Annotated in this window: 1 protein-coding gene (cut by both window edges); it reads left to right on the top strand. The window is 69.1% G+C overall.

This entire window lies inside a single protein-coding gene on the top strand: locus ACFWX1_RS13595, encoding a toxin glutamine deamidase domain-containing protein. The 73641-nt coding sequence extends 19382 nt beyond the window's left edge and 28817 nt beyond its right edge, so the window shows coding positions 19383-44824 (codon 6461, partial, through codon 14942, partial); the first complete codon in view begins at position 2. Both codon boundaries (start and stop) fall beyond the window edges.

Below are 25442 nucleotides of genomic sequence, written 5' to 3'. Positions count from 1 at the left end.
CCTCGGCACCGCCTTGCTCGCCATCGACGACTCCGCGCGGAGGATGGCCGAGTGGCTCGCTCCCGACGTCCAGCGCGCCGCCGGCGAGCCCCTTTCCGTGGTAGGGGCGAGGCTGGAAGGCAAGATCTTCGAGGCCATCGAGCGGGTACGTTCGGCGACGACGGAGGACCGGGAAGCCTGGCTCGCCTGGGGCCACCAGATTCTCCGGACGCCGGTGGATCTGCGGACCGGCTCGCGCGGCGCGGCGGCGGACATGCTCGCTGCCGCGGTCGGGGTCTGGGCGTCCGAGATCAAGGGCGCGACGGACTCCGAGGCCACCGACGAGCCCCGGTACTCCGACGCTCCCCGGTACCACGGAAGTCCTGCCGAAGAGGCGCTGCGCGCGATCGTGTCCGAGATCGACCCCGCCGGTCACGAGGCCGTCGACGCGATCGCCGGATTCGTCGGTCTCGGCGGGGACCGGATCGAACCCGTCACGCAGATCGGTGCGCCGACGGGCACGCGGCATCGCAGCCGGATGGAGCTGAGCTGGGATCTCCCCACCGTGGTCGCGGACATCAAGCGGGCCATCGGCGCGGTGCGCTCCGCGCGCGAAGCGGAGTTGCGGGAATGGCGGGACTCGGGAACGTCATTGCTGGTCGAAGCCGGGCTTCCCCAGCCGCCGGCCAAGCTCGCCGAGATCTTCGGGTTCTGGCAACGGGGCGACTACCCCGGCCGCGCGACGATCCTGGCCTTCGAGACGGAGCTGCGTAACCTGTTCCGCAGCTTCGGGACTCCGTTCGCACCGCCTTCGGCGGCCGCGCAGTCGGCGGCCATCGCCCAGGCCGGCGATTTCGGTGCCAGGATGGCGAACCTGCGCAGCACGAACGAGGATCTCGGCCTGGATTCGGAGCGCAACCGACGGGACAACGAAGCCGCCGGCTCGCCCGTGCCCGGCGACGTCGAGATGGGGGAAGGCTCCGAAGCATCGGGGCCTGCCGAGGCCAGGGATCCGGCCGACCAGGAGATGACCGGCGTAGAGGACGAGCCCGCTCCGGCCGCGACCGTGTCTACAGAGGACACTCCGCGCGGCCGGCCGGATGCCGGGGATCTCGACGAGGTGATGACCGACGCCGGGCACGACCCCGCCTCCCCCGTCCCGACCGAAGCGGGATCTCCGCGTGTGGGTGTTCCCGAGTACGTTCAGCAGTTGCGGGCCCGTGCCCAGGAAGCCGAGCGGCACCTGGCGCTGCTGGATGCGGGAACGCAGTGGGAACGTCGGCGGGCAGCGGAAAACGCGCTCGGCAGGTTACGTGTCGCCATGGGGGCCGACGAGTTCCCGATGCTTCCGGAACACTTCCTGCACTATCGGCAGCTGTGGAGCGTCCTTGCGGCGGGCTGGGTCGCCGACGGGCGCCAGGTCTGGGCGGAGACCGCCGGGCTGCGGCGGGAACTGGAGCAGTGGTTCAACGAGGACGGTCATCGGCGGGTGCGCTTCGACACTTCCTGGGACGTCGCCTCCCGTCGCGCCGGAAACGAGGACGTGGCGGTATCGCAAGCCTTCTACAACCAATGGCAGGACCGCATCGAACGGGGTCGGCAGTACGTGGGATCCGGTGCTCCCGACGTGCCGGAGGCGACCGCGACCGCGCGGGGCATGCTGCGCAGGCGGCCACCGCCCGAGACGGGGCACGGCCCGCTCGCCAGCCTGCAGCACGCCATGTGGCAGAACATGGTGGTGGCCGTCACCGCCGAGGTCGCCACCGAGGGCGTCCTCGGTTCCCCCGCCAGGGAATTCGCCACCGCTGCCGGCGCGGGGGACATGGCGGGATTCAACGCGCGTTTCGGACCCCGGCTCGCCGCGGCCGACCAGCGGCTCGCCGATCTGGCCGACGACTCGGGTGCGGACGCGGTGGCCGCTGTCCGCGCACAAGCGGAGAAGGAGATCCGGGAGCGGCTGCGGGAACAGTTCCTGACGGGCGTTCCCGCACACGAGGTTCCCGTCAGGAAGGCGTTCGCCGATCAGGAGCTGAGGCGGCTGGAGCAGCAGCAGCCGATGCTGCGAGAGCATGTCACCACCATCGTCGCCGGGCACCTGCTCGCCGAACGGTCCGTGCGCGCGGTGGCGGCCGAGATGTGGCTCGATTTCGTGGATCTCCTGCAGACCAGCCGAATCGACGAACTCCACGAGCGGTTCCAGGTCGCCCTGCGCCCGCACGGCAACCAGTGGCAGCGCCTGCACGATATCGGGCGGACCCAGGGCGTCGAGGTGGTGACGAACCTTCGCCGCGCAGCGGAGAACATGCTGTGGGACGAAAAGCCGGTGTGGGTTCCGGGCGTCGGACCGGATCGCGAACTGCACGCGAAGGTCATCGACCAGCTGGTCACGCTCGTCGCCGGGCTGCTGAGCCAGGACCCGGACCGGGCGAGGCTGTGGCACCGGCTGTCCGGCGTGCGGCACGCTGCTCAGGAACTGCTCACCTGGACCAAGTACGGGCGGGTGCGACAGCATCCCGATGTCGATCTCGCCGAGCGGGACGAGACCCTCGGCAGGGTCGGCTTCGACGCCGCGCAGCGGCATCTCGCTTCGCTGCTCCAGCGGTTCCGCACCGCCTGGGCGGAACAGGTGGCCAGGGGACGCCAGGCGCTGGACGGCCTCGACGCGGGAGAACGGGAAGCGGTGCTGGACGCCGCGGCGGATCAGCTCAAGATCAACCTCGGGGAGGGGAGCTGGTTCCCGGCGAGCACCGGGGCCGAACTGGTGGACGGGACCCGGTGGCCGACCGGGATCGGCGACGAGGGGCTCGCCGCGCTGCGGGACGAGCTGCGCTATCCGGCCGTACCGGACGTCATCAAACTGCGTGCGTTGCACGACCAAGGAGCCATCGAGCGCGCACAGCGTGCTCTTACCTGGCAGGAGGAACTGTACGACTGGGAATGGACCGCACAGCAGAACGCGTTGCCGTCGATGTTCTCGCCGGAATTCACGCGTCGCCGCACCGACGCCTGGGCCGGCACGTTGCGCGAGGACCGAGCCTGGCTCGACGAGGACTTCCGGCGCTTCGAGCAGCGTCATGACGCTGCCAGGAAAGCGCACGAAGAAGCGGCGAAAACGCAAGAGTCGATCGAGACCGAACGGGACGCGTTGGCCGCGCGGCACGACGACCTGCAGCGCAGGCGACAGGAACTCGACGCCGACCCGGCCACGACGCACGAGCAGCGGGCCGCGCTCCAGCGGGAAATCGACGCCTCCACGACGAACCGTGACGCGAACAACGCGACGCTGCGGAGGCAGCGAGCCGTCGTGGACCGGTACAAGGCCGCACTGGACGGCCTCGACTCCGAACGCGCACTGCTGGACGAGGAAAACGACTGGCTGGAGAAGGAAGAGCAGGCGCCGGCACTACCTTCGCGCGACGATGAGCCCGAGCGTCTGGAGCGGCTCCACGCACACCTCGAGCGCAGGCGGGCGCGTATCACCGGCGAGTCGAACGCGCGGACCAGGCTCCTCGCTTCGATCGCGAACGTCCGGGACTCGATTCACCAGGGCCCCTGGGGGTACCCGGACCTCCGCGTCGGCAGGGTGCTCCGGCACGGCGTGGACTGGGTGGAGCACAACGCGAATCCCGACGCCGAGCTGAACTCCCACGGCCCGGAGTACCCGGGTCCGGCACAGGACGGCCCGCCGGACTACACGGAGGGTGTGCCGCAGGACGCCGGGCGGATCTCCGAGCACGCTCCCGCGCGGGAGCTGGCGTTGCGGAAGCTGCGTGCCCCCCGCGAGAATCTGTTCCGCTGGGCCGAGGGCGTCCTCGCCGGCCACCCCGACGCCGGACGGCTGCGGCTGGGGGCCATGCGGCTCCTTCGGTTCGGGCCGCTGCGCGGCGAAACGCACCCCGAGGTTCTCCGCCAGTGGAAACTGCTGCGACGCGGGATGATCAACCTTGTCGCGGCCCTGGACGCGGACCCTGCCGAAAAACACGCCGCCCGGCTCACCACGGCGCGATTCTGGGTCGACGCCTTCGCCGAGGGACTACCGAGTCAGCTGGCTCCGTCGCTGAGCTACCTGGCCAAGCGGATGCGGGAAAGCGTGCCGTCGGCGGACGCGCGATTCCACCGCCTGAAGATGCTGCCGTGGCTCACGCCTCGCGAAGGAGTGAGCCGTGCGGCACTGACGCGGCGGCGGCCGATCCACCACGTCCTGCTCGACGCGCTGGGTTATCTGTCCTATGTGGACCGTGACGCCGCGAAATCCCAGGCGCCGGTGATCGCCGCCACGCTGCCCATGGGCCGCCTCTCGCTGGCCGATGACGGGCGGGCGCCCCGCGACCTCGCTCACGAGACTCTCGACGAGCTGTTCGACAACGCGATCGAAGACTCGGGGGAGCGGCGAGACCCGGACACGACCGTGGGCCTCGCGCCGCGCGCGGCGATGGTCCGCCACGTCATCGAAGACCTGGAGCCCCAGTGGCGGCGCCGGCTGGAGCCCGTGGTGGACGAGATCCTCGCGCGAGAACGCGACCGGGTCCCGCCAGGGCATCCGGCCGCGCGGACCGCGGAGGACGTCCGCACGTTCGTGCTCGGCGAACTGTACAAGCACGTGCGCCGTACCGGCGCGGAACCCAGCGCGTCCCTGAAGCCGGCAGATCCGGTCTACCGCGAGGCGGTCAAGGCTCTCGACCGGTTCCTGCCGCTGGAACCGGGGGCCCGCAACCGGATGCGGGGTGCTTGGGGCCGGCTGGCGCTGCTCAACCGCCAGAACTATCTGGACGGCGTCCCGGGAGCCAGGACGAACTGCCTTTCGGTCACCATCGCCGTGTTCGAGGTCTTGGGCGGCTCGGCGCGCCCCGTTGCCCTGGAGGCACCACGGCGGGCCTTGGATCTGGAGAACTACCTCAATTCCCGGTTCGCCAGGGTCACCGGGCTGGACGAGGTCAGCAGGGCCATGGTCGACCAGGACCGGAACGCCCTCGCACACGGCGTCCTGCTGACCGTGCCGAACCGTTCCTATCCCGGCCATACGATCAACGTCCTTCGTGATCCCCGCAGCCGTCGTGTCCGTTACTTCGACGGCCAGTCCGGCGAGGTCAAATACGTCGTGGACGTAGCCGCCGACGGCGGGCTCACGTATCGCGACGGCGCGGGGCGGCCGGTCCAGCGGGAGCAGCCGTTCCAGACCTGGTTCATGCCGACCCGGCCGGTGGGCAGCCTCCCCGAGGGACGGCGGCGTCGCCCGGCCAGCCAGGTCGGCCATATCTGGGTCCAGGGCCCGCCCACGGCGACCGCGCCCGAGGCCGCGGAAAAGGCCGGGCCACGGCTGGACGTGGACAGCGTCGAGGACGCTCGTGAAGCAACGGAGAACGAGCTTCACGGGCTCTTGGCGGAGGAGCGGGAAACGGCGCCGGCGCGGGCCGAGCAGAGGGCATGGCGGCCGGAGCGCTTGATCGACGTCGCCGCCCGGGTCGACCGCCTGCTCGCCGAGAGCGGAAACTCCTTGTCGGCGGAGGATTTCGCGCGGGCGGACAAGGTCATCGCGGCGGCGTTCGAGGCCGGGCACCTCAGTGCCGCCGATCAGCAGCGGGAACCGGACGTGGCGGCGATCCGGAAGGTGATCGCGGGGACGGTCCGGCACGCGGGCTGGGCGAACGCGCTGGTCGTCGCGGACGAGATCGCCGCCGACCGGGACAGCGCGGCGCGCGGGGAAACGGCGGCCCGGCGGGAGATCACCGCGTCCCTGGCTACCGGGCCGGAGACCGTTCGCCGGTACCCGGATGGCCGGGTGAAGCTGATCGCGGCCCATGCCAGGGACGCCGACCTCGCCGCGGGCCGGGCGCCGTATGCCGAGGAGGCCGTCGACGGGCTGGCGAAGGCGTTGGGAGACAACGGGATCGACCAGTACTCGCGGACGGATCCGGTGCTCGGCTCCACCACGAGGGTATCGGCGCCGGAGCTTCGCGACGCGATTTTCGTGCCATTTGACCTGGGGGACCCCGTCACCGATCCCGAGCTGCGGGAGATCTACGGGAAGCGGGGAGACGCCGCGGCGCTGAACACCTGGGCGCGGCTGCGCGGGCTCGGTGAGCACGGCGAGCGGCCGCTGGCGGTACTCGGCGTGGACCCCGGTTTCGCCCGCCAGTTCGTCGCTACGCTGGCGGGGCTGGGGCAGCGGGGTCCGGTGTTCGTCCCGACCACGCAGGCCGGCCTGAGCGAGCGCGGCCGGATCGTCCTCACCGACGGCGGCGAGTTCGTCGCCCACCACATCGACGGCTATGTCCCGCCGGTGTACCCGGACGCGGCCGCGCAGGAGGCGGCGCGGGCCCGGGTGGAGCAGCCGAAACTGGTGGGCGGCGCGGACTGGTCCGGGATCCGGGAGGCCGTTCTCACCTATCTCGGCGCGGACGCGGACCGCTGGCGGAGGGCCGTCGAGGTGCAGATGTCGGACGCGAACCTGAACGAGCGTTTCGCGGAAAGCCGGGATCACAGCCTGGTCGTCCGCCTGGGGTACCGGGCGAACGGCGGCGGTCCCGAGTTCAAGATGAAGCTCAGTGGTCTGGACCTCCTGGAAACGCTCGGCCGGGGCAAGGCCGACTTCACCGGCGAGAAGACGATCTACGACGAGACGTCGAGTTCCGCGAAGGAGACTCCGCAGACCGGTACCGGTTCGCCCTGGATCCAGATCCCGGTCCCGATCGGGCCGGTCAGTGTCATCTTCAAGGCCAAGCTCGCCGGGCTGCTGAACCTGATGACCTCGCGGGTCGAGGCCGGGTGGTCGCGCAGGCGCACGGTCCGGACCACCGAGCGCGACGTGCCGGTGAGCAACGGCCGGTACCGCGCGCGGTTCGAGGTCACCGCCATCAAGCCCCGGCGGTTCCCGTGGACGAGCCAGAAGATGTTCCGGCTGCCGCCGGTGTTCACCGAGCTGACGCTCGCCCGGCGGGATTCGGCGGACCGGGAGGAGAAGGCGATCGATCCGGTCGCCGTCGAATCCGCCGACCTCGTCGGGATCGACGGGATCTACGACCTGCTGTCGCAGCGGTTCGGCGGATTCGCGGCGAACGACCCGAAGGTGGCGCACCAGGGCTCGTGGCCGGCGGCGGCGAGTTTCGAGGAGTGGCTGGCGAAGCTGGAGAACATCGCGCCGAAACTGTTCTCGGGCGAGATCGCGCAAGGGACCTTCAAGTTCGCCGGGAAGGGCGGGCCGAAGACGATCCGCGTCGGCATCCGCCGTCCGGAGGGGCCGATCGCCGCGGTCCGGTCGTGGCCCGCCGCCCAGGCGGCGCGGACCCGGCACACCGAGGGCGTCTCGGCGGTCGGGGCGACCGACACGGGGACCGTGACGGGCGGCTGGGGTTTCTGGGTCGGTGTCGGCGAGTTCGCGGCGCCGGTCACCGGCGTGGCGCTCGGACCGGTGATCGACCATTCGGTCACCGACGCCTCGCGCGACTCGGCTTCGCCGTTCACGGAATTCTCGCGGGATCTGACCATCGAGGAGTCCGTGACCTCGTGGCGGACGCCCGTGCTCTTCGACGTATGGGTGGAGGACTACGCACCGGCGGCCGACGGGGTGCGGTCGAAGATGTTCTCCCGCGGGGAAAAGACCGTCGAGCCGGCGGGCAGCGTGGAGGGGCTGGCGATCCTGCGGGAGCGGGCGGCGCCGGAGGCCACCGCGCGCCCCGGGCAGATCGACGAGTTCGACCAGCTCACCAAGGCCGACCGGGAAACCCGCGAAGCGCGGGACGGCGAGGAGCGGGCCGGGTTCGCCACCGACCGGGCCGACGACCCGGTGGGAGCCAGCGCCCACGACGTGCCCTACCGGGAGAACGCCGAGGTCGAGCTGCCCGCGCTGACCGCGAAGACGTGGGCGGTCCAGATCGCCCAGCGGCTTCAGGAAAAGGGCGTGATCGGTGGCTCCTCGCTGCTGCGGGTGGGCGCCGGCAAGGCACACCGGCTCGGCCGGGGCCTGGCCGCCAAGACCTCTTCGCCGGAGCGCTCGGACGACGTGGAACTCTTCGAGTACCGGCCGCGCCGGTCCGGCGGCTCCGGCGAAGAGGACGTGCCGCTGGAGAACAAGGCACCCGTCCGGGCGCGCCCGGAACGGCTGCGGGGCCCGATCGCGGCCGGCGACCTGCCGGTGCTCGTCCGCCGGATCGAAAACTTCCTCCACGCCAACGCGGAACACCTGGCGCTGAACAAGAACGGCCTCCGGATCCCGATCAGCGAGTGGTACGACGGCGCGCCGGACGAGCGCGTGCGCACCACCCTGGACGCCAACGGGGCCCGGCTCGTGCCCGCGGACGGCGGACGGCTCGACACCAGCCTCACTGGTGGGTTCAGGCAGCGCACGGGGCACCGGAAGACGATCGAAACCAAGGCCGGTATCGGGGGGCTCGCCTACGGGATCGTGACCGCCGCGGTCGGCATGTTCAACTGGTTCGAGTTCCACGCGAGGGGCATCAAGTCCACGTCGGCGGACACCGAGATCGGGGAGGCGCACGACCGCGAGTACCGGCGGTCCGGCGAGAGGCCGCAGCACAAGTTCCTCTACCCCACGACGCTCGACGTCCTGTCCGACGGCCGGTGGTCGCGGCTCGCCCCGCCCCAGCCGGAACCGGGCGCCCCGGAAGCCGGGAAACCGCCGAGGATGCTCGTCGAGGTCACCGCGTCCGAGGTACCCGGCCGGTTCCCCGGGATGACGACGAGGTCAGCCGACACCCTGTGGGACGCCCGTCCCCGGCCCGCGCGGCGGGAGGAAGAGGCGTACCTGCCGACCACTCCCGAAATCATCGAGAAGAAGCCGGTCCCGAGCCCGGCGACCGCGCTGTCGCAGATGTTGCGGGCGCCGTCGTTCGCGCGATGGCAGGTGTGGCTGCGGCCGTTGTTCGGGGGACCGCCGAAGGAGTTCGACGAGCCCGCCGGCCACGCCGGGACACCGGCGGCCGCGCTGACCACCCTGGACATCGCCGAGAGCCGCGAACACCAGACGGCCCGGCTGCGGTCGATGACCGTCGGCGAGAAGTTCCGGTTCGAGCGCTACGGCAGGCGTGGCCTGCTGAGCCGCTGGAAGCTGTCCGGGGAGGGCGAACTGTCGCTGCGCCTCAAGAACGCGAAGATCGTCGGGGTCGTGGAGGAGCGTGAGGTCACGCGGGAGCAGTCCGCGGCGGTCGACATCAAGAACGCCGACGACAAGGGCTACGGCGCCGACGTGGAGATCCTCGGCGCGCCCCTCATGGCCATCCCGCCGGTGACCAACGTCGGCCCCGGCGGGGTGGTCTCCGGCGACGTCCGGCGGACGAACGGGAGTGGCACCGGGGACAAGGTCAAGGAATCGAACCGGCGCAGCCACCGCGAACGTCAGTACCAGGTCAGGTACGACGGGGTCTACCGGGTGCGGACCACGAAACGCCGATCGCTGCTGGACATCTGGAACATGTGGCACGACCGGCCCGCCTACGAGGCGTCCCGCTGGGTCGACGTGCCGGACGTGGTGACGGTCTGGGTGCCCGCCAGTGAGATCCACCAGGTGGGCAGGCTGACGGGCGACGACGTGGACCGGCTCGCCCCCGAGGACCGGAAACGGTACACCGCGGTGCATCCGGAGCGGACACCGAAACAGCCGGAGCGCACGACCGGCGCGCAGGGCTCGCACGATGTGCCTCAGGACTGGACGGCTCGCGTCGAGCGTGCCCGCTCCCACCTGGCGGGCCTCGGCCCGGACGCCAGGGACGGGCTGCGAAGCACGGCCGACGGCCTGCTGGCCGACAACGGCGTGCCCGCCGGTCTACCCAGGGCACAGGTGCGCGAGGTCGTGGCGCACGCGTTCGCCACCGGCGGGATCGACGAGGCGAGCCGGGTGCTGACGGATCCGCTCGGCCCCGGCGGCTCGCGGGAATCCGAAGTGGAGGACGAACCGCGGACCGAGGACCGCGGTGACGACTTCGCCGGCTTGACCGAATCGCCGGAACCGGTTCGGCTCGCGCCCAAGGAAGTGGGCCGCGGCGTCGGGACGATGGAGCTCTACGACCCGGCGAGGACGATCCCCCTGCTGCTCGCCGGTCTCCGGGAGGCCCTGGACGCCTCGGCCGGCGAATGGTCCGCGTACGTCCGGCGGGAATGGGCGGAGCGGAACCCGATCTCCCAGCTGGCGGCGCAGCTGTTCTCCCGTGCGTCCGCGGACGCCGAGCCGAAGCCGGACTGGCTCGGCAAGACGCTCGGCGAGTTCACCCAGCGGATGATCGACCGGGTGAGTTCGCAGCTCGGCCTGGCCGGCACCGAGGCGATGGTCTCGGCGGCGATGCACGGGGGATACCCGCTGCTGACCTACGGCGTTACCCGAGGGCACCGGTTCGAGCAGCTTGTCCTGTTGCGCTTGATCGCGGGCCAGGGCGAGCACCACGACACGATCACCGCGGTGTCCGAGGTCAGGACCAGTGAGACGGTGCGGGGACGGTCGAACACCGTGGCCACCACCTCCGGGCTCGCCGGCAGCGGCGGCGCGCTCTTCTACAACGCCAACGGGCCGTCCGGGCCGGGCAACCTGACCAACATCCTGGTGACCGCGAAGGTCAAGAGGAACTCCGAAAACGGTGAGTCGGTCGAAGAAACCGTCACCGTCGAACTGAGCACCCACGACGACGAGGCCGAGCGGTTCCTGCACGACCTGCGGGCGATCGTGGAGGTCTATCCGAAGGCGGAGCCCGGTATCTACCTGAAGGCGCTCAAGGCTGTCGGGCTGCCGGTGTCCGTTGCCGAGTTCGGTGCGCCGAGGACGCACCGGTTCCCGTTGCCGGGTGCGGGCCGCTCGACCGTTTCGAAGAACGAACTGGCGCTCAGGACCCTGGAACCGCTGAGCGTGCGGCGCGGTTCATGGCGGCTGTGGCGGCGGAGTCAGGGCCTCCCGCCGGGATTCGGCGAGGACACGGGCGTCTACGTCTACCGTGAGTTCAGGAAGCCCAAACTCGACGACCGCGTCATGGAACTGCTCACCGGCCAGGTCACGGGAATGGTCAACCGGCCCCGGCTGGATCCGGAAGCAGCCAAGGCCCTGATCATCGGCACGATGGTCGCGCAGCTGAGCGCGAACCTCGCCGCGCTCGCCGGCGCGCGGGGATACCGGATCCGGACGCCGGGCGACGTGCTGCGGCACGTCGACATCCAGGCCGACTTCTACCGCGTCGAAGTCCTCGGGATCGTCGACGACCCGGTCACGGCCGGCGGGTCGGAGCGGGAGAAGATCGAGCGCAGGTCCGGAGTCACGATCGACACGGTCCAGTCGTTCGGCGCCGACGTGCGGGCGATGTCCATCGACGGGAGCAACGTCCGGACCGCGGCCGGCGGGCCGCTCGAGTTCGCCAACCCGCTGGGCAGCGTGCCCGTGTACGAGGCCAACGGCGAGCACACGAGCAAGCGCGATCGTCCGGCCGGTGACGGCCGGTGGTACCTGGTCAAGCTCGCCGCCCCGCACTACCGGCTCATCCCGGAGTACTGGATCGAGGGACCGGCGGCCTGGAACGAGCCGATCAGGACCGGCGCGGACGAGTCGTTCTTCGTCGTCACCGATGCCCGTGGCCTGGCCGACTTCGGCCTGAAGCCGCCCACGGGACCCGTGACCGAGGGCACCGAGCCGAGCGGCGCCGGGACCCGGCTGGCGCCGATCACGGAGGAGGAGACCGCTCCCCACGACGAAGAGCGCGAGCCGCTGAAGGAGACCGAGCCGGAGCCCGCTCCGGTGGCACGTGACCTGGAGTCCGAACGCGACACGACCTCGCCCGATACGGTGGCGGACAAGGCTCCCGCGTCGCCGAAGACCGAGCCGAAGAAGGCGACGGGACCGCCCGCTGTCGATCTGAACGAGGCGCGGGACGGCCGCCTGCGTGAGCTGGGCCTGCGGTTGTCGCAGATCCCGCGGGATGGCGATTGCCTTCCCCACGCGCTGGAACAGTCCGTGTGGGCGCGCGGGTTGGACTGGACGGGGATGCTGGCCGCACGCGGGGTCACGCCGGACGTGGCGGGCGCGCGTGAGCTCTTCGCCAGGGAATTCGTCCGGCAGTATCTGCACAATCCGGATCTGTTCGGCGGCGACGTCGACGCCGATCACGAGATCGGGTACGCCCGGCTGGCCGAGGCCATCGAACGGGCGCAGGCCGCCAACCGCGGCGGGAAGCCCTATGCCGGGGCCGAGGAGCTGGCACAGTTCGGCTCGGACCACACGCCGGAGTCGGTCGCGTACCAGATCGCCCGCCTGGGCAGCTGGGACAACCCCGGCGGCTTCGTGACACCGGGCATCGCCGCCACCGCGCTGGGCGTGGACATCCACGGCATCGGCGCGGCCCCGGGCAGTGGCCAGACCTTCCGTAGCAATTTGTCCACGCAGATGCGGACGCTGGGGGAACAGGTCAGGGATGTGCCCGTCATCGACCTGGTCTGGGAGGGGATCCACTTCCAGGGCACGGCCCCGGACAGCAAGACGGCGGTGCTGTCGAGCCGCGCGGAGGCGCCCGGCCTGCGAAGCGAGCTGGAGGAGCTGCTCGTCGACGAGGTGCGCCGTGAGGTGCTGTCGTTGCTGCACAACGACATCGACGACATTCGCGAGGCCCGGCGGCGGGTCGGCGAACTAGTGGACCCCGCGGACGTTCTGGCTCGCTTCGGCGGAACCGGCGCGCCGATCGGACCGGACGCGCTGGACGTCGCCAGGCGCGTCGCGGGGGATCTGGTCGAGGGCGCGCGGATCGCGGACGAGGTCCGGCCCGGCACGCCGCTACGCGGGGACTACGCCGGGCTGCGTGGGCTCAACCGGGACGAACTGCCGGATCCGATCCGGCTCGACGCTCGCGACGAGTACGCGGCGCGGTCGAAGGAGTTCGAGCGCAGGCTGGGCGACTATCTCGTCGAACATCGGGACGTGACCGCGGAAATGGGCAAGTTCGCCGCCGCGGTGTGGGACATGGTGACACCCGAACAGGCGCTGGAGGCGCACTCGGAGGACAACCATCCGGACGGTCCCAGCAACATGGGTTATACCGGCGGAGGCGTGCACGACGAGGAAGTCGTCCGCTCGGGGAACCTGCGCGAGCGGCTGAACTTCATCGATACCCTGTCGTTCTTCGATTTTTTCAAGAAGAAGTTCCCCGGATTACCCAAGCGATTCCCGGAAATAGCGGATCAGAAGGGAAAGTTCCGCAAGGGCACGGATCTTTACAAGTGGGTCAGCGAACCCATGACGACGGATGATCCTCGGTGGGCTCACCTTTCCTACGATGAGAAGTGGGGTATCCGCGCCGAGCGTGCGAAGAAGCTGCGCACCGACCTCGACCCGGCGTCGCTGCGCCCTCCGCTCTCCGCCAGGGAAGCCGAATACGTGCTGGACGATGGTCAGCTGACATGGCGGACCGCGGCCAACACGGAAACCGTCCAGATGGCGGGGAACGAGCAGCGCAAGGCCGAGGCCACCGGCGGGCTGATCACCACGGGCCTGGCCGCGACCGCGTACAAGCTGATCCGCTTCGCCGGGTTCCTGAAGGGGAACGGCGCGGACCTCGATCTGCCGTTGGTGCGGCTGGGCATTCTCGGGTACATGCTCCAGGGCAGGCACCACACCTTCCACGAAGCCATGCAGGCGATGGAATACGCGTACCCGAGCCTGTCCTACACCAACGACTGGGGCCGCCACCGCCAGCTGGCGCCGCTGACCGAGGACGAACTCCGGGAGCACGTCGCCGTGGACGGGAAGTTCCCGGACGAGCACGCGGTCGAGCTGGAATTCCGTGATCTCGACGGGGCGGAGTCTTCGAGCGGAGCGGACCACAGCGGCGATGACGGCTACGACAGCGACGATTCGGGTTCCAGCGGTTCGAGTGGTCCGGAGGTCATCAGCGGATCGAATCCGGTGCGGCAGAAGTACTCCCTGGACCCGGCGAGGGCGGAGGCGCGTGATGAGATCGCTCGGCACCGCGAAGGAAGCGAGTTCCAGCGTCAGGCCTACGCGCTGGCTGTCGATTGGCGTTCCCAGGTCATGGGGGCCGACTCGTCCCTGGCGCGGCAGGACCGTACGGCGCAGTCGCCGAACTGGCTGGTGCGGCACGCTCCGGAGATCGCGCGCACCATGCTCGGACAGCGGCCGGACGTCGCGGAAACGCTCGACAGGCGGATTCTGGCCGAACTCCACCGGCAGCTCGCCGATGTGCTCACGGCTTCTCTGTTGCGGATGGCCGAAGCGGGAACGACCGGGCAGACCGAATGGTCGATGATCCGCTCGGCCTGGCAGCAGACGGAGGCCATGCGGGCCGGTTATGCCCGGCTCTACGAGACCCACTATGCCGGGCATCTTTCGGACGATCAGCTCACTCGGCTTCGCGGCCAGTACTGGGGAAAGTTCACCGGCTACCAGCGATCCCTGAAGACCGCGGCCGGAGTCGTGAAACAGGATGCGGACGAAGCCGCGGTACGGAAGGAACGGGAAACCCAGCGCGCGTCCGGAAGGTCCCTCCTGAACGAAGTCCGGGACGCGGATCTCGACGATCGGGAACGGGCGACGGTGGACGAGCTGGCCATGGCGCTCGGGCACTTGGCGGCGGCGAAAAGTCCCGACGAGCAGCGCGAGGCCGGCGACGTCGACGAACTGGCCAAGGCGATCGGCAAGTCCTTCCGCGAGCTCCGTGAGGAACGCTTCTTCGATGTCGAGTGGGACGAAGCCCGTGGCCGCATTCTCCGGGATTTCGGCGAGCCCGCTCTCCTGCTCGCCCGTATCGACCACCTGGACCCCGGGAACGACAGCGCGGTAGGGGAAAACGAGCACGACACCCGGGCGTGGAGCATGGCGGTACTGGGACCGTTGCGCGAGCCGTGGACCGGGGACGCGGACCAGAGGTTCGTGCACGGCCGTCTGGTGGAACTGCTCGCGCGACTGCGGCTGAACTGGGTGAAGGCCGCCGATGACGAGGCGCGGCAAGCCGCCGAGGAGGAGATCGACCGGCTGCTCGACGGCTCGCTGTTGCCCGACCTGCAGAAGTGGTTCAACCGGGACGGTGTGTCCCGAGTCGATTTCGCTCCGGAGAACCGGGACGAACTCCGGTACCGGGCCGGGGAGAACGGGATCCGGTTCGCTGCGGCGAAGTTCGAGGCGGATCTTCACGAGGAGATCCGCGAAGGCCAGCGAGCGCTGGCGATGGACAGTGACCCCGGGCGGCGGTGGGATTCCGCCGTGGCCGCGCTGGGGAAGTCTCTGGAGATCAGGCGGGGAATCGAGCTGGGCTCTGCGGACCAGCAACGACTGTGGCTGGCCATGGCGGCGGCGGTCGCGGGGAAGCCGCGGGAGGAGCAGACCGGATACGGGGCCACGCTGCGTGCCGAGTACGACCGGCTGCTGGAGGACGATCCCGGGACGCGGCTGCTCACCGAGCTCGACGCGGCCCTGGCCGGCAGGCCGGTGGAAAGCGCGCAGCGGCGGCGGAGCCGCACCATGCTGGGCTCGCTGCGTCAGCCGGGCAGCGGCCAGGTGGGGACGAGCCGCGTCCGGGTGTACCGGCGGCTGGCCGACCTCCTGGCCGCGGACCTCGCCGAAGCCGATCCGGAGGAGACCTGGGAGCGTCGCGCTCCGGTGGCGTGGCGCGTCGAGCACTGGCTCAACTCCGACGGTCTGGCCAGGGTGTGGTTCGGTCATTCGTTCGAGGACTTGGCCGAGAGCCGGCTCGAGTCGGATCCCTTCGCGGCGGAACTGGCCGCGCTGGAAGCGGAACTGGACGAGCGGATACCGCCGGAAACCGAAACCGCCGAGCTCACCGAGGAGGAGTCGCGGCGCGCGGCCGAGCTGTTCGGCGACCAGCCGTTCCCGCGTCAGGGACGCGGCCCGAGCCTCAGCGAACAACAGCGTCTCTGGCAGCGGATCGGCCAGGCCGGGGTACGCGGGAACCTCGACGCCGAGACCGCCCGCGCGCTGCGGCGGAGGTTCGAACACCTGGTCCGGTACGACGTGCGCACGGGGCTGCTCCGGAGGTTCCGGCAGCGACGGAACGACGAATTCGCACAGGCCAGGGAGACACTGGAGGACCAGCCCGCGCGGCGCGAACAGCTGTTCCGGGACTACGCGCGCGCCATGCTGGGCCCGGTGCGGGAACCCGGCTTCGCAGACGAAAGCCAGGACCTGACGGAGCTGCACGAGGACCTGACCACGCTGCTGGCCGCGCGGCTGGCCGAGCTCTACCTCGGCGTCCGGGGCTTCGGTGAATGGACGGCGGAGGCGTGGGAGCAGACCCGGTTCGTCCGCCAGGAGGCGGAGCGGGTGCGCTCCTGGCAGCGGGACGAAATCCCGTTCGCCGGCGCGCGAACCGGCTACGCGGTGGACGAGTCGGCCGCCGACCAGCGGTTGCTGCAGGCCGGCACCCACGAGCTGGCCTACCTGGTGGCCGACTTCGAGGACATGCTGGACGAACTCGAGCGGGAGGCGCGCGACCTTTCGGCCGGGGCCGGTTCGCTCAACGTGGACCCGGCGGACCGGCGGCGCAGGGCCGCGTCGCTGGTCGGCTCCCTGATCGGCGGGGACCGGGCGGCGGGGCTCGGCGCGGAAGAGGTGGCACGGCTTCGCGAGCGGATGGTGGATCTCGTCGGGCGGTACCTGGATCTCGGTCCCGACCCGATGGCACGCGTGGCGGGTGTCCTCACCCGGCTGCGGGAAGGCGCCGGCTACACCGGGCTGCGGGAACTGTTCACCACGAGGAATCCGACGCCGCGGTACGAGGACGACGGCGTACGACTGCCGGGCTACGAGGAAAACGAGATCATCGGCCCTGGCCTCGACCAGCTCGCCGAGCGGTTCGAGCGGCACTGGGCAGGCAAGGCGGCCGCGGGACGGGCTCACCTGGACGGCCTCGACCCGGGGCACCTGCGCTGGGGCGCGCTGAGCCGGGCCGAGAAGGTGCTCGGCCCGCTGGACGAGCGGCGGTTCACCCGGGGCGGCCTGTCCCTCGACCGCGCCAGGCAGCTGTACCAGCACATGCTGCACGCGGTGGCCGGCGAACTCGCGCGGGGAGATTCCGGCACCGGGCTCGCCAGGGAACTGTGGGCGGGGACGCCGGAGGCACCGGGATTCGACCACCTGCGGGAACTGAGCGAACGTGGTGTCACCTCCGGCGCGGACGGGAACGACTGGCAGGCGGAGGCCGAACAGCTGATCGGCCCGCGCACGGAGGTCTCACGTCCGGAGACGGCGGACGAGGCGTCGTGGACCACGCTCCACAGAGGACTGGTGGACGCGGTCGCGGACGCGGGACGGCGTGGTGGCCACCGCGCGGCCGAGTACCGGGCGCGGCGATTGCTGGCGGAGGTCATGCCGATCGGGACCTCGACGGGACCGATGCGGGTGGACCAGCTGGTGGCGACCGCCCGGTGGGGGCTGGACCGGCTGCCCCACGCGGAGACGTTGCGGCTGGCGGCGCTGGAATGGCTGCCGCGCCCGGCGGGTTCCGAGGCGGCGCGGTACCAGACAGTGCTGAATGTGCTTGCCTTCCTGACTCATCTGCACGGCGCCGACGCGATGAACCCGGCGGCGGTGGCGGGCACGGTCGCGCGGCTGCTGGCCGACCCGGACGCGCTCCGCGCGGCCCAGCCGGAGAACGACCGGTTCGCCGATGACACCGCCGCTCGCGCGTTGCGTCGGCGCCTCGGCGCCTCGGAGAAGCGGGAAGTCGTCTACAGCTATGACGACGGGTCGGTGAAGATGGTCGTCTTCCCCAGCAAGCAGGGGGATGTGGCCGCCGCGGGCACGATGGCCGAGCGGTTCGGCGAGGCGGGGCCGCGGAAGTACGCGCGGGTCGATCCGGAGACCGGTGAACCGGAGCTGCTGCCCGGGGAGTGGCCGGAAAGGACGGTGCTGGTGGACTTCCACGCCGGTGGTGATCGGGCTCGCCCCGGGAGCGATCCGGTGCGGATGGCGAAGCGGGTGTGGACGAGCCTGCGGGCCGGCGGCTGGAACCCGTCGGGCGACCTGATCTCGTTCGCCTGCGCGCCGCTCGGCTCCGACTACGAGCGCGCGTTCACCGGAACGCTGAAGTCGTTGGGGCACAAGGGTTTGGTCTTCGTGCCCACGAAACTGCCCGCCACCACCGAGCGCGGCGATCTCGTCGTCACCGACGGCGGTACCTTCGTCCGCTCCGACACTGTTCTCCGTGCTGGGGCCCCGGTGTTCGACACCAGCCACGACCAGTTCGTCCACGACCCGGTCCTCGGCCGCCTCCGCCTCCGCGGCCCGCCTCGGGGCGATGGTGACACCGGACGGGATTCGGTGGAACCGGAGCGTGGCCGCAGGAGGAGGTCGCGCGATGCCGACGCGCGGCTGCTCGGGGTGAACCCGGGCTATTCCGGGCATGTCGAACAGCCGGTTCCCGGTGGCCTGGCGGTGCCGTTCTTGCAGGTGGACACCAGTGAGTTCGGTGGGTTCGTGCCCGACCTGTTGGACAGTATCGACCGCTCTGTTCGTCCGGTCTCCCGTTCGCCTTCGCCGCGCCCGGCGTCCCGGGCGTCGTTCCGTGCCACCGACGGCCGGCCGTTGACGTCGGAGCGGCTGACGAACGAGTTCGGTATCCCACTTCGTTTCCAGGAGCGGATCCGCGATTTCGTGGACCGCTTCGGGGTTGTGCTGGACGTCCGGCCCTCCAACCCGGCCTCGGTGCGGTGGCTGGAGCGGGGCGCGCTGCCCAAACCGCTGGAGATGAAGGCGAAGACGATCAACCCGCTCGACGTGTACCTGGGCGCGCGGGAGGAGCACATCGGCCTGGTCGGCTATTTCCGGCCGGAAATGCCGCCGGCGTCGATCCTCGACGGTCTCGAGCCGGATCGCCGTGCGGCCGTCGTACGCCGATACGATATGCGGAGGGTCGAATTCACCGCGCTGGCCAGGAGTATGGCTTCCTACGAGCGATCCGGACAGTTCCGGGTGGTCGACGGCGTTGTGGAGCAGGATGGCGGCTACCAGAACTTCAAGTTCGTCGCGGGCGATCTGGACATCTTCGACGCCTGGTATCCGGATGACGGGACGCGCCTGTCGGAACAGGCCTATGACGACGTCATCTGGCTGCTGACCCATCGCGACGTCGGTGTGCAGCACGGCGCACACATGTACTGGCAGCCGAAAGACGCGTTCCAGCGGAAGATCTACCAGGATATCGTCGAAAAGCACCAGTTGGACGCGGTCGGCTCCGAGCCGTTGATCCGTTTCGTGCCTTGGGAGTCCGCTGAACTGGTGTATGTGGGCAGGGCGGTCAGGATCCCGGGTTCCGGCGAATTGCGGAATGTGGACGATGCTGCGGCTGTTCGGGAGCCGGGGAAGGACACTGATTCGTTGGGCGTTGATCCGATGCGGGCCGACCAGGTTGTCGGTGAGAACGGCCTGGGTGAGTCGAGCGCCGAGGATCGGCTGGACCCGGCTCCGTCGGGTGAGAACGGGCAGGACGCGGATTTGCGTGGGTTCGGGGCGCCGGGTCGGTTTGGTCGGCCGTTGCTGGAGTTGGATGATTTGTTGCGGGCGGATGTGGCGAGTGAGTTGCGGGGGCAGGATGGTTCGTGGGCTTCAGGTGATGAGGTCAAGCGGGCGTACGACCAGTGGGTGTTGTGGCGTAGCGATCAGGAGACTGCGGATCCGGAGTTTCGGGCGAGGCCGGAGAATCTTCGGAAGACGGCGCAGGAGATTGCTGCGGTTGCGAGGGCGAAAGCCAGGGGTATCGATCCGCTTGTTCTTCTGGGGCGTCAGCCAGGTGGGATGCCCCGTCGTGCGCGGCCGCGCACCGGGGAATCGGCGGCGGGACCGGCGCCCCAGGAGACCACTGCAGACAGTCCGGCGCCCGACTCCGCTCTCGCCCGCGGTATCCGGCCCGCTGCCGGGCAGACCCCGGTCATCACCGTCCCAGACCAGAGCCAGCGGGTGGCGGTCAAGGAGGAGTACAGCTGGGAGTCGAGGCTCGCGGTTAATACCGTGTCGGGGATGGTGCAGGTGTTCGAGCGTGCGGGGCAGGGGGATGTGCTGGGGCAGTTGTTGTCGGCTGAGGATCAGGGCATGCTGGCCAGTCTGCGGGACGCGATCCGGGTGCATGTGCTGGAGTTGCTGGAGCAGGGCCGGGAGTTGCCGGATATGCATCTGGAGTTCCGGGCCGATATGCGGGTGAAGGATCGGTTTGGTGTGCGGTTGCAGGGGATGGTGCGGGATCGGTTGCTGGATGGTTTGCTGGGGGAGGTGCAGGCGCGTATCGGTCTTGCCGAGGGTTCGCCGGGCAGGATCGTGAAGAATGATGAGTGGTATGACGGAGATCGGTTGGACGCGGGCAGGCTGGGCCTGGAAATCCACTTCGAAAAGCCCAAACATTCAAAATACGCTGGTTTGGTGTTCAGGGTGTATCGGTCCGCGTATGGGAGGGTGGCTGACTATCGCAGTGGTGGTAGGGCGGCGTGGATGTTTTTCACTGGTGATGGGGTGTTGACGTCGGGGTCGAGGCGGCGGTTGGGGTATCTGCTGGACGGGTGGGGTGAACGCAACGCCGAAGCCTGGAGGGCAAACGCGTCCTCGACGGAGCTCGGTTTTCAGATCAACACCGGGGCGGTCGCGGAGAAGCGGGATGTGGTGGTCGACGATGTCATCACGATCGCAGAAAGGATGCTGAAGCACCACGGGTTGTCCGATCGGGATGCGCGTGATGCCGCGATCACCACCGCACTCGGCATCCACACAAACACAGACCCCAACCTTCGCCCGCTGATCTACGGTCGGTCCGCCGGTGCGGTGGTGAGTGCTACGCAAGGACCCGCGCATCAAGACCGGAGTCTGGTCTGGCCTGGTCAGTCCGAGCGCAGGAGGGCTGTCCCACGCGTCAGCGAACACCCCTTGATGAAACTCGACACCCATCAACAACGTAGTCGGGTCAAGGAGGAGTACAGCTGGGAGTCGAGGCTCGCGGTTAATACCGTGTCGGGGATGGTGCAGGTGTTCGAGCGTGCGGGGCAGGGGGATGTGCTGGGGCAGTTGTTGTCGGCTGAGGATCAGGGCATGCTGGCCAGTCTGCGGGACGCGATCCGGGTGCATGTGCTGGAGTTGCTGGAGCAGGGCCGGGAGTTGCCGGATATGCATCTGGAGTTCCGGGCCGATATGCGGGTGAAGGATCGGTTTGGTGTGCGGTTGCAGGGGATGGTGCGGGATCGGTTGCTGGATGGTTTGCTGGGGGAGGTGCAGGCGCGTATCGGTCTTGCCGAGGGTTCGCCGGGCAGGATCGTGAAGAATGATGAGTGGTATGACGGGGATCGGTTGGACGCGGGCAGGCTGGGCCTGGAAATTCACCTGGACGATCCCAAGAAAACCGCAAAAGACGCTGGTTTGGTGTTCAGGGTGTATCGGTCCGCGTATGGGAAGGTGGCTGACTATCGTAATGGAGGGGTGGCGTGGATGTTTTTCACTGGTGATGGGGTGTTGACGTCAGGGTCGAGGCGGCGGTTGGGGTATCTGCTGGATGAGTGGGCACGCGGCAACGTGGAAGCGCGGAGGCGCGTCGAGGATTGGACTGAGCTGGGTTTCCACCTCAACACCGGGAAAGTCACCGCGAGGCGGGAGGTGGTGGTCGATGAGATCACCACGCTCGCCGAAGAGATGCTGAAGCAGCACGGGGTGTCCGATCAGGAGACGCGGGAAGCCGTGATCACGGCCTCGCTTACCCTCTACCTGAACATAGCCCGCCAGTCCGCTCCGTTGCTCTATGGCAAGTCGTCGAGCTCCGCGAATACTGTTGAGCGGGGTCCGGAGTACCGAGATCGGGCGCTGGCCTGGCCTGGCCAGGGCGAGCGGAAGCGGATCACTCCGCGTGTCAGCGACCGTCCGCTGCTCAACCTCACCAATCAGCAGCAGCGGCACTGGTTCGGGGCAGCGGAGCACGTGTGGGAGTCGAAGCTCACCGAGAATCGCTCGCAGAAGATCAAGGAAATGCTCGAGGAGGCAGATCGCGAGGGGCGGGATGTGCTGACGGACCTGCTCTCGCCTGCTGATCGGCGTGTGCTGCGAGGATTACGGCTGGAGATCCAGACTCATGTTCTGGATTTGTTGCGGCAGGGCCGGGAGTTGCCGGATATGCACTTGGAATTGCGGGCCAGAGAGTTTGTGACCGATCAGCTCGGTGTGCGGTTGCAGGGGATGGTGCGGGATCGGTTGCTGGATGGTTTGCTGGAAGAAGTACAGGGCAACATCGATCTCGCCGTAGGGACTCCGGGCAGGATCGTGAAGAATGATGAGTGGTATGACGGGGATCGGTTGGACGCGGGCAGGCTGGGCCTGGAAATTCACCTGGACGATCCCAAGAAAACCGCAAAAGACGCTGGTTTGGTGTTCAGGGTGTATCGGTCCGCGTATGGGAAGGTGGCTGACTATCGTAATGGAGGGGCGGCGTGGATGCTCGTCACTGGTGATGGAGCGTTGACGTCGGGGTCGAGGCGGCGGTTGGGGTATCTGCTGGATGAGTGGGCACGCGGCAACGTGGAAGCGCGGAGGCGCGTCGAGGATTGGACTGAGCTGGGTTTCCACCTCAACACCGGGAAAGTCACCGCGAGGCGGGAGGTGGTGGTCGATGAGATCACCACGCTCGCCGAAGAGATGCTGAAGCAGCACGGGGTGTCCGATCAGGAGACGCGGGAAGCCGCGATTACCACCACCCTCACGCTCTACACGGGCGCTTCCTACCAGGTCCCACCGTTGTTGTATGGCCGGCCGGCAGGTTCCGACGACGTGCGAGGTCCGGAGCATCGGGGCTGGATGATCGGTGACGATGCGGGTGCCGCCGGTGCGGGCCGGCGGCGTGGGAGGGGTGCTGCGCTGGGCGTGGTACCGGTCGCGGGTGGGATGCGGGTCGATGACGCGGTGGTGTCGGTGCTGGGCGAGGACGCGCTGGCTGGGTTCGGGGTGTCGCTGGGCGAGCGGATTGTGCAGTCTTTGCGGAGTCCTGGCAATGGTGGACGGGTGTGGCCGGATGTCCGTGCTCAGGTGACGTTGACGTCCGAGTTCTATCTGCAGCTGGATGACCGGTTCGTGGGGACCGGGAGCGGCGGGGGTGTGTATCAGACGCTGCGGGGGAATGCTCGCCGGGTTTTGGGTGATCTGGTGCTGGAGGCTGTGCGGTCGGTTCCGGTGCCCGGGGAGCATCGGAGGGCGTTTGACGAGCTGGTCGGGAATCTTGAGTTCGATTGGGCGTTCCGGCGGGGGAAGCCGGAGGGGCTCGACGATGGTAAGTTCCGGTTCGAGTTGCGTGAGATGTTCACCGCGGAGCCGCAGTCGGCTGTGCGTGATCTGGATTTCCTTCCTTCTGAAGTTGTCCTGCCTTCCGGCGTGATTGCTGAGCGGTTGTCGTGGGCGTCTCGGCAGTATCTGTCGTGGCGGATGAAGGATTTCCATCAGGAATTCCAGAGCAAGTCGCCCGGCGAACGATCACAGTTGTTCTTCGGGATGACGAACAAGTTCTTGGTGCCGGACTTCAAGTCGATTCCGCTGGGGCAGCGGCGGTGGAAGGATCGCGAGCTGAAGCTGGGCCGGGTGTGGCTGCTGGAGCAGCTCGCGCAGCGGGCGGTGGGCAAGACGCCGGTGCACGGCGCGGGTGAGTCGTGGATCCGTATCGGGTACGTCAACGGGGTGGCCCGTGGGGTGCGGGTCTCCTCCGCCGAGACGCCGTCGCCCACGCGGGTGACCGGTGTGCCGGTGTCGTCGCGTTCTCCCGGGCGGCCGGGCCAGTCGGGTGAGGCGGATGAGGTGCTCGACACTTATGAGGTGCCCCCTGTGGCGTCCGAGCCGGTGCGGGAGCAGGACTCGCGGGGGGTCAAACGTAAGCACGACGCCCCTGAGCAGGATCCTGAGCCACAGGCGGTGCCGGAGCCGGTTGTTGGTGATTCCGTTGGTGGGGAGCAATTGTCTGAGGTTGGTTCTGATGTGGGGCGGTTGTCGCCGGAGCCGGATGTTTTGGGGGGTTTGCTGGGGTTTGAGGGTGAGGGTGGTCTTCCGTCGTGGATCAGTTTTGATGGCGATTTCGCGCAGGATCTGACTGATCCGTTTGGTGTGGATCCGAGGCAGGTTGACCCGGTTATCGGCGAGCACACCGGTGAGCTGAGCGCCCTGGATCTGCTGGATCCGGCTCTGTTGGATGAGGAGATGCTGGATCCGGAGTTGTGGGGCGTGGAGTCGGGTGGTGTTGGTGGGTCGTTGCGGGTGTTGGACGATTTGTTGCGGGAGGGTGTGGCGAGTGCGTTGAAGAGGCCGGATGGTTCGCGGGCTTCGAGTGGTGAGGTTGAGCAGGCGTATGGGCGGTGGGTGTTGTGGCGTGAGGGGCGGGAGGCGGTGGATCCCGATTTTCGGGTGAGGCCGGATACGACTGAGCGGGTTGTGGAGGAGATTGTCGCGGTCGCGGTGACTGAGAACAGTGGTACTGATCCTCATGAGCTGCTGCGTCTGCGGGGTGGGGCGTCTCGTCGTGGGCCTCCGCACATCACGGAGTCCGAGGCAGGACCCGCGCCCCGGGAAACCTCCACCCCGGCTACCCAGCAGAACACAACGCGATCCACCGGCGAGAACGAGAATTCCGCACCGGTGACACCGGCCGTCGATACCGGCGAAACGGAACTGAAGACGGAAGACGTCCTCGCACGGTTGCCCGCGGAACTGCGCGAAAGCCGCTCGCTCGCCGGGGGCGAGATCATCGGCACGAACCACCGGCCGCACCACAGCGAGGACGGATCGGCGGTCGGGCAGGTCTCGGTCGGACGCGTGCTGGCACGGATCCTGCCCGGGGTGGAATGGAAGAAGCTGCCCGTGTTCGAGCAGCAGGTCATCACCAACCCCGGACCGCTGGTCGGCGAATGGAAGGAGCGGCTCCTCACGACCACGAGCGGCGTCCAGTACCTGTTGCGGGCCCGGATGTTCTTCGACTTCGAGCATCCGGACATGAAGCTGCTCGGGCCTGGCTCGCGAGAAGCCATGACAGCGGTCGCCAAGGGCAAGCGGAAGTTCGAGACGGACCACACCACCTGGCACGACAACACTTTCGCGCCGACGCTCACCTCCTCGTCCCTGCCCGGTGCCGTGTTCACGGTCCAGCCCAAGGCCGGGTTCGAGCCGGATCGGGAGCTGGTCACGAAGTCCGTCGACGAGCACGGCGACAGCCGCGTCGGCAAGGGGAACAAGGGACATCTCCTCCAGGTGCCGACCCGGTACGTGTTCTTCCTGACCGACGCCAAGGGCCGGGTGATCGTCTCGCCGGAGACCGACGACCGCGGCCGCGTCACCGAACTCGGCGAAGTGAACCTCAAGACCTCGCTGGACCCGATCGAGCCCGACCCGGCCCCGCTGGTGCTCGAACACGCGCCCGGCGGCCGGATCGAGGAGGTGGACGAGCGAGGCCGCGCCGCGCTGGCGGAGGCGGGTGTCCACCGGCTGGAGCCCGGGATGTCCCTGCCCGGCAAGCCGG

The organism is Amycolatopsis sp. NPDC059021 (assembly GCF_042739895.1).
GTDB lineage: Bacteria > Actinomycetota > Actinomycetes > Mycobacteriales > Pseudonocardiaceae > Amycolatopsis.
The sequence above is the reverse complement of the archived record's forward strand: the minus strand, read 5'-3'. Positions and strand labels throughout refer to the sequence as shown.